Below are 13,371 nucleotides of genomic sequence, written 5' to 3' on the forward strand. Positions count from 1 at the left end.
CCGGAAGAGTTCCGACTCCACCGTCACGCACTACGACGTCGTGGAGCCCGCTGAGCCCTTCGAGAGATCCCCGACGGAGTCGGCATAGTAGACCGATCCGGCCAGATGGAACGCGAGTTGCCGGAACGTCCACCCCTCACCGGGCGAACGGTCGAGTTGCTCCGGAGTGAGCGCGTTCAGCCGGGCGGTCCAGATCTGGGCCAGCCGGGTGAGCCGGCTCCTGGCCTCGTCCAGGTCCTGCTCGGTGAAGGGCGCCAGGTCCGCGGGCGTGGTGACGGCCGACGCGTGCCAGTGGTCGGGGAGCGGCTCATGACCGGCCAGGCGTGCTTCCATCTCCGCCAGGTGATCGACGAGATGGTCGGCGACCCGGCGGATCGCCTTGTGCGGCGTGTAGATCCGGTCGTCCGCAGGCAGTGGACGGCGGTCCCACGCCGTCCATGTCGTCGCGAGCTCCAGGACGTGGTCGATCATCGTCGTCACGACCAGCGCCGGTTCGCGTTCGTCGGTGGCCGGGATCCCGTCGGTCATGCTCGTCCTTCCTCTGGTTCCGGGTGTTGCCAACCTAGGGGTCTGACATTTCGGCCGGAGCCTAAGGATGACCGCTGGTCTCGACGTACGTCGGGGCCAGCGGCTACGGTGTAACCGGACATAGCTGTCCGGTTTCAGGAGGGTCAGCACGATGACAGACCAGTGGGACAACGTCGTCGACGTGCTCGTCGCCGGTACGGGCGCGGCCGGGCTGACGGCGGCCATCACCGCCGCCGAGGCCGGGCTCGACGTCCTCGTCGTGGAGAGCACGCCGAAGTGGGGCGGCACCACGGCCGTCTCCGGAGGCGGCCTGTGGATGCCGGTCAATCCGCTCATGATCCGGGACGGTGTCCGGGACTCGGTCGAGGAGGCCCTCCAGTACATGCAGGAGGCCATCGGCGACGCGGGCCCGGCCTCGTCGATCAAGCGGCGGCGGGCGTTCCTGGACAGCGGGCCGCAGGTGATGCGGCTGCTCGGCCGCTTCGGGGTCCGCTGGCGGCGTTGCCCGGACTATCCCGACTACTACCCCGACCGGCCCGGCGGCAAGGTGGGGCGGGGGGTCGAGTCGGCGCCGTTCGACACCAGACGGCTGGGGGAGTGGTACGCCACCGCCCGCGCCGCCGACGGCCTGCCCGTCCCCGTGATGACCGACGACGTGTGGCTGCTCGGGCGGTCGGCGGGTTCGTGCGCGGCGCGCGGCTCGTCTTCCGCACGCTCGGCGGCCTGGCGACCGGCAAGCGCCTGGTCGGGCTGGGCGGCGCCCTGAGTTGCTCCCTCATGCACATCGTGCGCACCCAACAGACTCCCGTCTGGCTGTCGTCCCCGGTCGTGGACCTGATCGTGGAGGACGACGCCGTCGCCGGAGCGGTGATCGACAGGAACGGGCGCCCGACGCGGGTACGCGCGCGGCGCGGCGTCGTGCTCGCGGCCGGCGGCTTCGCCCGCAACCGCGAGTGGCGGCTGAAGCATCACGGCATCCCCGGCTACTCGGCGGCGCCGGAAGGAGACCTCGGCACGGGCATCGACCTCGGCGCGCGGGTGGGAGCGGCGCTGGAGCTCATGGACGACGCCTGGTGGGGCTCTGGCACCGTCGGACCCGACGGACAGCACGGCTTCGTGCTGTCGGAGCGCTCTTTCCCGTTCTCGATCGTGGTGGACGCGGCCGGCGAGCGGTTCACCAACGAGTCGGCCTCGTACATCGACTTCGGCCACGCCATGCTCGAGCATCCCGTGCCAGGACCGACCTGGCTGGTCACCGACGTCCGGCATGCCCGGCGCTACCTGTCCACCGCCTATCTCGGGCGCAAGAAGGAGTGGCTGGCCGCCGGGATCCTCTTCGAGGCCGGATCCCTGGCCGAGCTGGCGGACAAGACCGGCATGGATCCGGCACGGCTGGCCGCGACCGTCGAGCGCTTCAACGGCTTCGCGCGTACCGGTGTGGACGCCGACTTCGGCCGGGGCGGGACCGTCTACGACAACTACTACGGCGACCCCCGGGTCAAGCCCAACCCCAACCTCGGCCCCCTGGAACGCGGCCCCTTCCGGGCGCTTCTCCTGTACCCGGGCGACCTGGGCACGAAGGGCGGCCTGCTGACCGACGCCGACGGCCGCGTGCTGCGCGAGGACGGCTCGGTCATTCCCGGCCTGTACGCGGCGGGCAACACCACCGCCTCGGTCATGGGCCGACCTACCCGGGCCCCGGCTCCACCATCGGCCCCGCCGTCGTCTTCGCCTACCGCGCCGCCCGCCACGCCGCCACGGCCGCCCGCCACGCCGCCACGCCCGCGTAACGCCTCCTGACGCCTGCTGCCCCCGCACGCCTGCCCGGATGTGCGGGGGCCTCGAGGTGCGGGCCGTGGCAGGGAGCCGGTCGGGTCGGGTGAGCGGCTCCCCTCGGAGGGCCGCTGGTCCGGCGCGGACGGCGCGGAGACGGCCGATCGCCTGCCGGCGCGCAGCAGGTCAGGCGTGCGGTGGTGTGCGTGCGGCAGGACAGGCGGCCCTGTCCGGCTGCGGTCCGGCGCCGGTGACCAACAACTGGACAGCGAATGGCCTGGCAACTGAGAGGGCGGTCAGCCCACGCTCGGCCCGGTCGGACCCGCGACCCCGGCAGCGTACTGATCGGACGCTCATCCGCGCCCGGCACGCTGGAGCCGCGCGGGCCCGACGCCTCCGACATCAGGAAGGAAAGGCTGATCGACCGTGACTGAACGCCTGCGCGTGGCCGTGCCGACAGGCGGCCCATCCGCAGAGCACGAGGTGTCGCCGCAGTCGGCGCAGGCCGTGCTCGACGCCCTGCCGCGGGACCTGTACGAGCCCACCGCCATCATCATCGACCGCCAGGGCAGATGGCCGGTGGCCGAGGGGCTGAACGCGGCCGGGCGGCGCTCCCGGGGTCGGCTGGAGATCCACGAACGGCCGGACGGCGTCACCGTCGTCGACGACGCCCACAACGCCGACCCCGAGTCCATGCGCGCCGGGCTGCGTACGCTCAAGGCCCTGGCCGGGGCCACCTGAACGATGACCGAGCAGCACAGCAGCCCGGTGGACGCCGGCGAGGACGCCTTGTTCGAGGCGATGCTGGATGGGTGGGCCCGGCAGCAGCGCGGCGCTGGGCGTTCCCAGCCGTCCACGATCGACTTCCGTGAACACGTGGTGCGCCGGTTCGCCAGGTTCGCCGGGGCGCCTCCGTGGCAGTGGTCGCCCGAGCACGTCGACAAGTGGATCTCCCATCTGACGGGGGAGCTGCGCCGGGCGCAGTCGACCGTACGCAGCTATCAGGCCGCGCTGCGGTTGTTCTGCGACTACGTGGCCGCTCCGCACAGCGGATGGCGGGCGCAGTGCGAGGCCCGCTTCGGCCGGGCCCCGGAGCAGGTCTGCCCCGACGCGGACGCCGACGGGCGGCTGGCCGGCTACCACGGCGACCCGGGGCGCCGGCCGATGACGCGCGAGGAGGTCCAGCGCTTCCTCGACTACGCCGACGACCAGGTCGAGGCGGCCCTTCGGCAGGGACACAAGGGAGCGCTGGCCCGCTATCGGGACGCCACCCTCTTCAAGGTCGTCTACGCCTGGGGCCTGCGTGGCTCGGAGGCGTCCGCGCTGGACGTCACCGACTTCCACCCCCATCCCGAGGCCCCCGACCTGGGCCGGTTCGGCTCGCTCTACATCCGCTCCGGCCGACGGGTCAGAGACCTTCCGCCGCGGCGGCGGACGGTCGTCAGCGTGATGCCGTGGGCGGTGGAGGCGGTCAAGGACTACCTGGCCGAGGTCCGGCCCCGTTACCGCTCCAGTCTCCGGCCGGCGATGTGGCCGACGGAGCGGGGCGGGCGGGTGCGGACCAGGGAGATCGAGGATCGGTTCGCGGCCTACCGCGACGCCCTGGGCCTGGACCGGGCGCTGACACCGCACTGCATGCGCAGCGCGTACATGGCCCATCTGCTGGCCGACGGCGCCTCCCTGGCGTTCGTCCAGGAGCAGGTCGGGCACCGCTTCGCCGTGACGACCGCGAACTGCGTCCGTCCGCTGAACGACAGACGGGGACCGAGGTGACCGTGAAGCCGGACTACCGCTGGCACCTGCGCAAAGTCATGGCCAGTCGCGGCATGTACGCCACCACCGACCTGCGGCCGCTGCTGGCCGAACGCGGGTTCCAGCTGTCGCAGAGCCAGGTCTACCGGCTGGTCGCCGAGCGGCCGGTGCGGCTGAACCTCCGCGTGCTGATGGCGCTGCTCGACATCCTCGGCTGCACGATGGAGGACCTGATCGAGCCGGTCCCCGGCACGGGAGGGCGCCCGGCCCAGGCGGCCCGGCCGCGCCCGCCGCGTCCCCGGCGGGCGCACGTGCTCCCCGAGTAGGCGGCCACGGGCGGAGGAAGGCCCGCGGCCACCGGTCATCGGGTGATCGCGGCGAGCAGTTCGGCTCTCGCCGGAGTGCTCGCCGGCGCCTCCGCGGCCAGCGCCTTGTCCACGACGCCCGGCCGCGCCAGCACCTCCTCGGGTGTGGCCAGCATCGAGCCGAGGTCGCCCATCGCCGTCATCACATCCGGGTCGGCCAGCTTCGCGGCCTCCAGTGCCCTGGCCACGGTCCAGAGGTCGTCGCCGTGGAAGCGCCGGCCGCGGATGCCGGCGTAGATCTCCGCCAGCCGGTTGCGCTCCCAGAACCGCAACGTGTCGTAGAAGGGGCCGAGGGCCGCGTGCACCGCGTCCTCGTACCGCAGGACGACCTTCTCCGGCGCGTTCTGCGCCCGCATGACCTCGCGCAGCAGCTCGGCCTGAACCAAGGCCATCGACATCCCCTGGCAGAACGTCGGATTGGTGGTTCCCCACGCGTCTCCGACGCTGACCAGCCCCGTCACCGGCGGCCGGCTCCCGTCGATCGGGTCACGCCGCCGGGTCGCCGGGCCGGACGACGTCAGCACGCCGGTGACGGGCTCGCCGTGCGACAGCCACGCGTGCAGGCCGGGGAACAGGGCGGCCGCCCGGTGCCAGACGTGCTCCTCGTACAGCGAGCGCATGACCCAGTCCCGCCTGGAGACCACGAGCGTCAGCGACCACGAGCCGTTGTCGCCGGGCAGGGCGAGCGTGGAGACGCTGTCGTGGTGGGCGAGAGGCCAGGCCGGCTGGGCGGGCATGGTGCCGTCGGCGCTGCGGAAGAAGCGCGAGTAGTAGTCGAACGCCGCGTCCGGCCGGCGCGACGGCCGCTCCAGCCGGCGCAGCTCGTTCACCATGGCGCCCACCGGCGACCCGCCGCCGCTCGCGTCCACCACGAGCCCGGCCTCCAGCGTCTCGCCGTCGTCGGTCGCCACCGCGCGCACATGGGGGACGCCGTCCGCCCGCGAGCTGCCGGGCAGCAGGGCGGAGACACCGACGCCGCGCCGGATCCCGAGGTTCGGCGTACGTGCCGCGACGGCGCACAGCGCGGCCTCGACCACCGGCCGCCGCGCCGCCATGGCCTCGTACCGGCGATCGGGCGCCGCCCGCGCCCCGGCGAGCACGTTCCAGCGCAGGCCGCCCGCGGCCTCGATCGCGGCGACCACCTCGGGCAGTTGCCGTTCCAGCACGGCCAGACCGCGCGGCAGGAGCACATGCGGCTGACGGAACTGGGACACGCCCCGGCCGTCCCCGGCGGCCGGCTCGGCGGGGTCACGGTCGAGCACCGTGACCCGATGCCCGTCAGCGGAGAGAAGGAGAGCCACGGCCAGCCCCGCGGGCCCGGCCCCCAGTACGACTACGTCCACCGTCATTCGGGCAGCGTCGTCCCGGGTATTGCCCGTTTTCCAGACCAGCCAGGTGATCAATACTTGCTCATTCGGGCAGACGGAACGCCGCGCCGCTGTCATCAGATGAACGATCCACGCATTATGCGGAACAATTCCGAGCTCGCTTATATGGGGTCGCTCCGATTTCGCATCCAAGCAATCGGTGAATGTCCCGGAATATGCGATAGTTCGCGAAATCAATAGTTGGTCAGAGGCTAGAGTTAGGCGCATGTCTTCGGGGATGAGCAGGAAGTCCGAGCTGCTGGGGCGGCGTCTGCAGGCGGCGCGCGAGCTGGCCTTCGTGGGGCGGGAAGAGGAGCTCTCGCTTTTCGGCGCGGCGCTTCACGGCGGCCGGTGCAGCGTCCTTTACGTGCACGGCCCCGGCGGCATCGGGAAATCGGCGCTGCTGCGGCGCTTCGCGCGGGAGGCGGCGCTCGCCGGGCGGTCGGTGGCCAGGGTGGACGGCCGGACGCTGGAGCCCTCGCCCGCGGCGTTCGAGGCGGAGGCCGAGGCGGTGCTGCGCGACGAGCAGGCGGTGCTCCTGGTGGACACCTTCGAGCGGATCCAGGGGCTGGAGGGCTGGCTGCGGGAGCGTTTCCTGCCGCGGCTTCCTGTGGGCGCGCTCGTGGTCATCGCGGGCCGGTTCCCGCCGGACATGCAGTGGCAGGCCGATCCCGGATGGGCGCAGGCGCTGGAGGTCATGTCGCTGCGCGACCTGCCGCCCCGGGACGCCGAGGCGCTGATGGACTGCTGCGGGGTGGCCGACGAGCTGCGCGAGCCGCTGCTGGCCTTCGCCGGCGGTCACCCGCTGGCGCTGCTGCTCGGGGCCGCGGTGGCGGTGAAGGACGGCAGGGCGAGCCGGCGCTGGAAGCCCAACCAGGACGTGGTGGCGACCCTGCTGGACCAGCTGGTGGGCGAGGTGCCCTCGGCGGCGCACCGGCACGCTCTGGAGATCTGCGCGCATGCCTACATGACGACGGAAGACCTGCTGCGCGCGGCGCTGCCGGACGACGCCGCGGCGATGTTCGGCTGGTTGCGGCGGCTGCCGTTCGTGGAGTCGACCAGCCTCGGGCTCTACCCGCACGACGTGGTCCGGGAGGTGCTGGAGGCCGATCTGCGCTGGCGGGATCCGCAGGGCTACGCGGACATGCACGACCGCATCCACGCGTATCTGGCGGAGAAGGTACGCACCGCGGCCGATCGCGACGTCCTGGCCGCGGTGACGGCGCTGTTCTACCTGTATCGCGACAAGGAAGTCATGGGCGCCCTGTACAGCTGGCACGACGAGGGCGAGATCCAGGAGGACGTCATGCGCCCCGACGAGGTCGGCGCCCTGCTACGGGTGGCGGACGCCGCCGGGGGCGAGGCATCGGCGGCCTGCGCCGACTTCTGGGTGCGGCGCCGTCCGGAGGCCTTTCGCGTCTACCGGCGGACCGAGACCGGTGAGCCGGTGGGTTTCCTGACGTGGCTGCGTCTTCAGGAGCCCGACGACGTGGAATGCGCGGCCGACCCCATCGTGGCGGCGGCCTGGGCGCACGCGCGCGCCACCGCGCCGCTCCGCGATGGGGAGCATCTGGCCATCGCGCGGGGGTGGGTCCTGCCCCAGTACCGCTACGACTCGCCGGTGGCGGATCCGCTGCAGTGGCGGATCATCGCCAATTGCCTGCGGTCGGAGCGGATGGCGTGGTCGTATCTCGCGATACCCCGCCCCGGCCCGCCGGTGGTGGAGGCTCTCCGGAAACACGACATGCACGACATCCCCGACAATCCGTGCCTGGGAGACGTGCCGTTCACCTTGTTCGTCCATGACTGGCGGGCGGTGCCGCCGCGGGCCTGGCTGGAGGGCTTCAACGGATCGCCGGTGCCGCACGGGTTCGGCGGGGCGGCCGCCACGACGGGGAGACTGGCGGTGCTGTCACAGGAGGAGTTCGCCGAAGCGGTCCGCAAGGCGCTGCGCCACCTGTCGCGTCCGGACGCGCTGGCCGGCTCGCCCCTGACGCGCAGCAGGCTGGTCGTTGAGCACGCCGAGCGCGATCCCGCCAAGGCGCTGCGCGACCTGCTGGAAGAGGCCATCGAGTCGCTGTGCGAGGATGCGCGCTCGGTCAAGTTCCACCGGGCGCTCGCCGCCACCTTCCTGCACGGCGCCCCGACCCAGGAGATCGCCGCCGAACGCCTCGGCCTGCCCTTCACCACCTACCGGCGCCATCTGGTCTCCGGCATCGAACGCGTCTGCACCCACCTGTGGCACCGTGAGCTGTACGGCACGGGCGTCAATAGACTCGCCCACTCGCGCTGACGTCCGGCTCACCGCACTCCGGCCGCGCCCGGCAGCCGGAGCGTCCTGTCCGTCCGCGCCGGAGCGGACGCGGCGCCCGCGTCAGCGGGAGTGCTTGGCCAGCGCCTGCGAGACCGCGGCGCCCAGGCGGAGGATGCCCGGGGCGTTCGGGTGCGCGGCCGCCGGAGCGATGCGGCCCCCTTCGAGCAGCGGCTGGATCATGCGCTTGTTCTTGGGCGCGCACATGTCGTAGTCGGCCGACGGCTTGTACGTGTCGATGTAGAGGGCGCCGCCCTGGGCGGCCTCCGCCTTGATCATGTCGTTGAGCCGCACGAGGATCCCGTGCAGGAAGGCGAAGTCGCCGGAGGCGAACGGCACCTCGGACCGGTTGCAGCTCGAGCCGTCCGCGGGCAGCAGCTTCGGATAGCCGACCAGCGCGACCACGGCCTTCGGGCTCTTGCGCTTCACGTCGATCGCCACCGAGGCGAGCCGCCCCTTCAGCTTGCCGAACGCGGCGTCGACCTCGGCCTCGAACTTGCTCTTGCAAGGGGAGCCGGTCGGCTGCTGCAGCCCGAGGACGGCGCACTCGGTGACGATCTTCTCGAAGCCGATGTCGTTGCCGCCGATGTTCACCGTGACGTGGGTGGTGTCGGGCTTGAGCGCACTGATCTGCTTCGGCTGGCCCTTGTGCTCGTTCCAGATGGCGCGGGTCGTGGCCCCGCTGCACGCGACGTTCTTGAGACTCGCCGACTTGTCGGCGGCGATCACGACGGTCGGGTAGCTGACCTTGGCGCGGCCGCACACCTCGTTCTCGATCGGGGTGATGCCGTAGCCGGAGGCGTAGGAGTCGCCGAGGGCGACGTATCGAGCGCCGGCCGCGCCGGTTCCTTCGGCTGCGGCGGCCACCGGGCCTGCGGCGACGAGCGCGGCGCAGGCGCCGAGCACGGCGGTCGCCGTCACGGTCGCGCGCCGGACGGGTCGCAGGCGGGCATAGCGGGACATGAAGCCTCCATCAGAGAAATGACCATGACACAAGGCCCCGGCCTGCCGCCCGATGGATTGGGGCTCGGAATACTGCGGCAGGCCGGGACCTTCCTGCGGCACCCTGGCGGCCCGAACTGCTCATCCGCCAGTGCTTTCGATGTCCATTCGCTGCTCACTCGGCCGGCGAGCGTGCCGGCGAAGCCGGACACGGCGGCGAATGCGTATAAATACACACAATTGCTCCCGAGCCGTGGGGGAGCGGAGGGCTACAGTTACGCCCATGTCATCGGGGAACGATCTACTGGGGCGGCGGCTGCAGGCCGCGAGGGAGCGCGCCTTCGTCGGGCGGGAGGAGGAGCTCAAGGTCTTCGGGTCGGCGTTGCGCGGCGCCTGCAGCGTCCTGTACGTGCACGGGCCGGGCGGCGTCGGCAAGTCGACGCTGCTGCGGCGCTTCGCCCACGACGCGGAGGCCGCGGGGCGCCGCGTGACGACCTTGGACGGGCGCACGATGGACCCGTCGCCGGGGACGCTCGAGACCGAGGCCGGGCCGGTGCTCCGCGACGAGCGCGCGGTGCTGCTGATCGACGCCTTCGAACGGGTGCAGGGGCTGGAGGGCTGGCTGCGCGAGCGGTTCCTGCCACGCCTGCCGGTCGGCGCCCTGGTCGTGGTGGCCGGCCGCAATCCCCCGGACATGTTGTGGACGGCCGACCCCGCCTGGACGGGGGCGCTGCGGGTGATGCCACTGCGCGACCTCGACCCGGCGGACGCCGCCGCACTGCTGGACGTCCGCGGCGTCCTCCGCGACCTGCGCGATCCGCTGCTGGCCTTCGCCGGCGGCCACCCGCTGGCCCTGTCGCTGGGCGCCGCGGTCGCACTCAAGGACCGCACGGCGAGCGCTCGCTGGACGCCGAGCCAGGACGTGGTGGCCACCCTTCTCGACCAGCTCGTCGGCGAGGTGCCCAGCCCTGCGCACCAGCGCGCTCTGGAGGTCTGCGCGCACGCGTACATGACCACCGAGGACCTGCTGCGCGCGGTGCTCCCGGACGAGGACGCCGGGTCCTTGTTCGACTGGCTGCGGCGGCTGCCGTTCGTGGAGTCCAGCCCGCGCGGCCTGTTCCCGCACGACGTCGTCCGAGGCGTGCTCGAAGCCGACCTGCGCTGGCGGGACCCGCGGGGCTACGCCGACATGCACAAGAGCATCAGCGACCACCTGGCCGCCCAGATTCGCGGCGCGACCGACCCCTGCGTGCTCGGCGCCGTCGGCTCGCTGTTCTTCCTGCATCGCGAGGTCGGATCGACCGCCGAGTTCAACAGCTGGCGCGGGGACGGCGAGGCGTACGAGGACGCCTTCCGGCCCGAGGACGCCGAGACCATGGTGAAGCTGGCCGCAGAGGTGGCCGGCGAGGAGTCGGCCGCCACCGTCGCCTTCTGGACGGCCCGGCAGCCGGAGGCGTTCCGGCTCTACCGGCGGACCGAGACCGGTGAGCTGGTCGGCTTCTGCTCCTGGCTCCGTCTGGACCCCCCCTCCGAGGAGGAGGCGGCCGCCGACCCGATCGTCGCCACCGCCTGGGCGAACGCCCGCGCCATCGCGCCGCTGCGGCCGGGCGAGCACCTGGCCGTGGGCCGGACCTGGGTACTGGAGCAGTACCAGGGCATGTCCCCGGTGATGGACCTGATGCAGTGGCGGTCCGTGGGCTACTGCCTGCGCGACGACCGCATGGCCTGGTCGTTCATGGCCATGCGCAGCGACGACCCCATGCGGGACTACCTGCGCCACTACGACATGCACGATCTCGGGGAACACGCCTGGGTGGGTGACGTCGAGTACGCCCTGTTCGCCCACGACTGGCGGGCGGTGCCCGCGCAGGCGTGGCTGGACCGGCTCAACCGGCTGCTCACCGGCTCCGGCCAGGAGGACTCCGCCGTCCCGGCGCCCGCGCTGGCCGTGCTGTCCCGGAGGGAGTTCGCCGACGCCGTCCGCAAGGCCCTGCGCCACCTGTCCAGCCCCGGCGAGCTGGCCGCCAGCCCGCTCGCCCGCAGCCGGCTCGTCACCGAGCAGCCCGGCTCCGACCCCGCCGAGGTCCTGCGTGCGCTCCTGGAGCAGGCGGTCGACGAGGTGGGCAAGGACCCGCGCGCGGAGAAGTTCCACCGGGCGCTCGCCGTCACCTTCCTCCGCGGGGCCCCGACCCAGGAGATCGCCGCCGAACGGCTCGGCCTGCCCTTCACCACCTACCGCCGCCACCTGGCCGCCGGCGTCGAACGGGTCAGCGAGGACTTCTGGCACCGGGAGCTCTACGGGACGATCGGCCGCTGAAGGACGCGGCACCAGAGCGGCCCGGCGCGGCCGTTCGTGGCCTACGTGGCCTACGCCACGGTGGGCGCTCCGAGCGGGGCCATCGCCGCCTGCCGGGCCTCGTCGCTGATGGGGGCCGAGGTGAAGGTCTCCGGGTCGACGTTGACGCTGACCCGGCGCCCCTCGGCGTGCACGACCGTCCCGTCGGGCGAGAGCACCCGGAAGCCGTAGACCACCATTTCCCTGCTCACTATCGGGCCACCCGCTGCCCGGCACGGGCGTCCATTGGCCAGAGACCGGTCTGTGAACTGGACAGTCACCGGCGTCAGGCTGGGCCGGCACGTATCCCGACAGGACGAAAGGAGTGGTGGATCATGGAAGAGCAGGCCGGCGCGGCAGGGCTCCGCGAGGTCGTCCCGGGGGTCTTCGCCTGGGTGCAGCCGGACGGCACCTGGTGGCTCAACAACGCCGGCGCCGTGGCGGGCGAGGACGGCGTGATGATCGTCGACACGTGCGCCTCCGAGCGGCGTACCCGCCGGTTCCTGGCGGCGGTGGCGGAGGCGACCGGCGACGTTCCGGTGCGGATGGCGGTCAACACCCATCAGCACGGAGATCACGCCTACGGCAACAGCCTGCTCCCGGACGAGACGGTGATCTTCGGGCATGCGGCGATGCGGGAGGCGCTGCTGGCCGATCCGCTCATCGACGGATGCCCGCCGATCTGGACGCCGGTGCCCGACTGGGGGAGCGTGACGCGGCGCGTCCCGTCCGTGGTGTTCCGGTCCGAGCTGACCGTCCACGCCGGCGGGCGGCGGATCGAGCTGCGGCATCCCGGGTATGCCGCGCACACCCCCGGCGACGTGGTGGCGTGGCTTCCCGAGGAGCGCGTGTTGTTCGCCGGCGACCTGCTGTTCAACGGGCTCACGCCGATGGTGCTCATGGGATCGCTGGACGGGGCGTTGAGGTCGCTGGACTGGCTGGCCGCGTTCGAGGCCGAGCACGTCGTGCCGGGGCACGGGCCGCTGGCCGGCGCCGCGGAGTTGCCGGAGATCCTGGCGGTTCACGAGCGCTACTACCGCTTCGTGCTCGAGGTCGCGGGGAAGGGGCGGGAGCAGGGCCTCGCGCCGCTGGCCGCCGCGCGGGAAGCCGACCTGGGGGAGTTCGCCGAGTGGGCCGACGCCGAGCGGCTGGTGCTCAACCTGCACCGCGCCTACGCCGAGGCGGCGGGCGGCGAGGCGGATCTCCTCGCCGCCTTCGGTGACGCCATGACGTGGAACGGCGGCCCGCTGCCCACGTCGGTCTGACCCCCGGCCACAGGCGGGCCCCCTGGAAGCGCCTCCTACCCTCGGCTGAGGGCGAATTCCGCGGCCGCCTCGGCGTGCAGCCGGGCGGTCGGGAACAACGGGACGCCGACGTCCTTCTCGCCGATCAGCAGCTCGATCTCGGTGCAGCCGAGGATGACGCCTTCGACGCCCTGCTCCATGAGGTCGTCGATGATCCGCGCGTACGCGGCTCTGGAGGAGTCCTTGAGCACCCCACGTATCAGCTCCTTGAAGATCACCTCATGGATCAGCCCGCGCTGCTCAGCCCCCGGGACCACCACCTCGACGCCTTGTGCGGCCAGCCGGTCGCGGTAGAAGGGCTCCTCCATCACGAAGCGCGTCCCCAGCAGGCCGACCTTGCGCATGCCCCGGGCCAGCACCTCGGCGCCCACGACGTCCGCGATGTGCAGGAAGGGGACGCTCGCGCTCCGCGTGACCTCATCGGCCACGCGGTTGAAGGTGTTGCTGCAGATGAGCAGGACCTCGGCGCCGGACCGCTCCAGCGTCCGCCCGGCGTCGGCGAGCATCGTGCCCACCTCGTCCCAGCGGCCGGCGAAGATGAGGTCCTCGACCGTGGTGTAGTCGACCGACCAGATGAGGCTGTTGGCGGAGTGGCTGCCGCCCAGGCGATCCCGGACGCGCTGGTTGATGATCTGGTAGTAGATGACGGTCGATTCCCAGCTCAGGCCGCCGATGAGGCCGATCGTACGCATGA

The 13,371-nt window shown here is 72.3% G+C and carries 13 protein-coding genes; 8 read left to right on the forward strand and 5 right to left on the reverse strand.

Annotated features, from left to right (window positions below; genetic code table 11):
* Positions 1–30: 30 nt before the first annotated feature.
* Positions 31–528: a DinB family protein gene (locus tag ID574_RS29255; RefSeq protein WP_188192179.1), complete on the reverse strand. Its 498-nt coding sequence runs from the start codon at positions 526–528 to the stop codon at positions 31–33.
* A gap of 151 nt (positions 529–679) precedes the next feature.
* Here ID574_RS29255 and ID574_RS62290 point away from each other — a divergent pair, with 151 nt between their 5' ends.
* The 5 genes from ID574_RS62290 (at position 680) to ID574_RS29280 (ending at position 4,379) form a co-directional block, all read left to right on the forward strand.
* Complete coding sequence (locus ID574_RS62290) at positions 680–1,294, forward strand: FAD-dependent oxidoreductase (protein WP_188192180.1); 615 nt, start codon at positions 680–682, stop codon at positions 1,292–1,294.
* Entirely contained in the window at positions 1,186–2,328 is a 1,143-nt protein-coding gene (locus ID574_RS29265) for an FAD-binding protein (RefSeq protein ID WP_188192181.1), read from the forward strand. The genes ID574_RS62290 and ID574_RS29265 overlap by 109 nt, the downstream gene beginning before the upstream one ends.
* Before the next feature lie 399 nt (positions 2,329–2,727).
* Entirely contained in the window at positions 2,728–3,042 is a 315-nt protein-coding gene (locus tag ID574_RS29270; RefSeq protein ID WP_188192182.1) for a glutamate ligase domain-containing protein, read from the forward strand.
* A gap of 3 nt (positions 3,043–3,045) precedes the next feature.
* Positions 3,046–4,074 carry a tyrosine-type recombinase/integrase gene (locus ID574_RS29275; RefSeq protein ID WP_188192183.1) on the forward strand — a complete coding sequence of 343 codons (1,029 nt, stop codon included), beginning with the start codon at positions 3,046–3,048 and terminating at the stop codon, positions 4,072–4,074.
* Entirely contained in the window at positions 4,071–4,379 is a 309-nt protein-coding gene (locus ID574_RS29280; RefSeq protein ID WP_223167188.1) for a helix-turn-helix domain-containing protein, read from the forward strand. The genes ID574_RS29275 and ID574_RS29280 overlap by 4 nt, the downstream gene beginning before the upstream one ends.
* A 35-nt stretch (positions 4,380–4,414) precedes the next feature.
* On the opposite strand, the gene ID574_RS29285 is transcribed toward ID574_RS29280, so the two are convergent.
* Positions 4,415–5,767, reverse strand: a complete 1,353-nt coding sequence (locus ID574_RS29285; RefSeq protein WP_188192184.1) for an FAD-dependent oxidoreductase — start codon at positions 5,765–5,767, stop codon at positions 4,415–4,417.
* A 244-nt stretch (positions 5,768–6,011) separates the two neighbouring features.
* Between ID574_RS29285 and ID574_RS29290 the strand changes: the two genes are divergently transcribed.
* Entirely contained in the window at positions 6,012–8,078 is a 2,067-nt protein-coding gene (locus ID574_RS29290) for an AAA family ATPase (protein WP_188192185.1), read from the forward strand.
* A gap of 81 nt (positions 8,079–8,159) precedes the next feature.
* On the opposite strand, the gene ID574_RS29295 is transcribed toward ID574_RS29290, so the two are convergent.
* Positions 8,160–9,059 (reverse strand): SGNH/GDSL hydrolase family protein, encoded by a 900-nt coding sequence (locus ID574_RS29295; protein WP_188192186.1) that lies wholly within the window; start codon positions 9,057–9,059, stop codon positions 8,160–8,162.
* Positions 9,060–9,321: 262 nt separating this feature from the next.
* Between ID574_RS29295 and ID574_RS29300 the strand changes: the two genes are divergently transcribed.
* A complete protein-coding gene (locus ID574_RS29300) occupies positions 9,322–11,355 on the forward strand; it encodes an ATP-binding protein (RefSeq protein ID WP_188192187.1) in 2,034 nt (677 codons plus the stop codon).
* Between the two features lie 50 nt (positions 11,356–11,405).
* Here the strand turns inward: ID574_RS29300 and ID574_RS29305 are convergent, their stop codons facing one another.
* Positions 11,406–11,585, reverse strand: coding sequence for an acyl-CoA thioesterase family protein (locus tag ID574_RS29305; RefSeq protein ID WP_223167189.1), 180 nt, complete (start codon positions 11,583–11,585; stop codon positions 11,406–11,408).
* Between the two features lie 123 nt (positions 11,586–11,708).
* Between ID574_RS29305 and ID574_RS29310 the strand changes: the two genes are divergently transcribed.
* Positions 11,709–12,638 (forward strand): MBL fold metallo-hydrolase, encoded by a 930-nt coding sequence (locus ID574_RS29310; RefSeq protein ID WP_188192188.1) that lies wholly within the window; start codon positions 11,709–11,711, stop codon positions 12,636–12,638.
* 35 nt (positions 12,639–12,673) lie between these two features.
* Here ID574_RS29310 and ID574_RS29315 read toward each other — a convergent pair whose 3' ends face one another.
* A complete protein-coding gene (locus tag ID574_RS29315; RefSeq protein ID WP_188192189.1) occupies positions 12,674–13,369 on the reverse strand; it encodes an aspartate/glutamate racemase family protein in 696 nt (231 codons plus the stop codon).
* Positions 13,370–13,371: the final 2 nt, after the last annotated feature.

The organism is Nonomuraea sp. SYSU D8015 (assembly GCF_008065375.1).
Classification (GTDB): Bacteria; Actinomycetota; Actinomycetes; order Streptosporangiales; family Streptosporangiaceae; genus Nonomuraea.

Bases quoted from the DNA above. Each gene is read 5' to 3' on its own strand.
- ID574_RS29255 (WP_188192179.1), bottom strand. From the start codon at position 528: ATGACCGACGGGATCCCGGCCACCGACGAACGCGAACCGGCGCTGGTC.
- ID574_RS62290 (WP_188192180.1), top strand. From the start codon at position 680: ATGACAGACCAGTGGGACAACGTCGTCGACGTGCTCGTCGCCGGTACG.
- ID574_RS29275 (WP_188192183.1), top strand. From the start codon at position 3,046: ATGACCGAGCAGCACAGCAGCCCGGTGGACGCCGGCGAGGACGCCTTG.
- ID574_RS29285 (WP_188192184.1), bottom strand. From the start codon at position 5,767: ATGACGGTGGACGTAGTCGTACTGGGGGCCGGGCCCGCGGGGCTGGCC.
- ID574_RS29290 (WP_188192185.1), top strand. From the start codon at position 6,012: ATGTCTTCGGGGATGAGCAGGAAGTCCGAGCTGCTGGGGCGGCGTCTG.
- ID574_RS29295 (WP_188192186.1), bottom strand. From the start codon at position 9,059: ATGTCCCGCTATGCCCGCCTGCGACCCGTCCGGCGCGCGACCGTGACG.
- ID574_RS29300 (WP_188192187.1), top strand. From the start codon at position 9,322: ATGTCATCGGGGAACGATCTACTGGGGCGGCGGCTGCAGGCCGCGAGG.
- ID574_RS29310 (WP_188192188.1), top strand. From the start codon at position 11,709: ATGGAAGAGCAGGCCGGCGCGGCAGGGCTCCGCGAGGTCGTCCCGGGG.
- ID574_RS29315 (WP_188192189.1), bottom strand. From the start codon at position 13,369: ATGCGTACGATCGGCCTCATCGGCGGCCTGAGCTGGGAATCGACCGTC.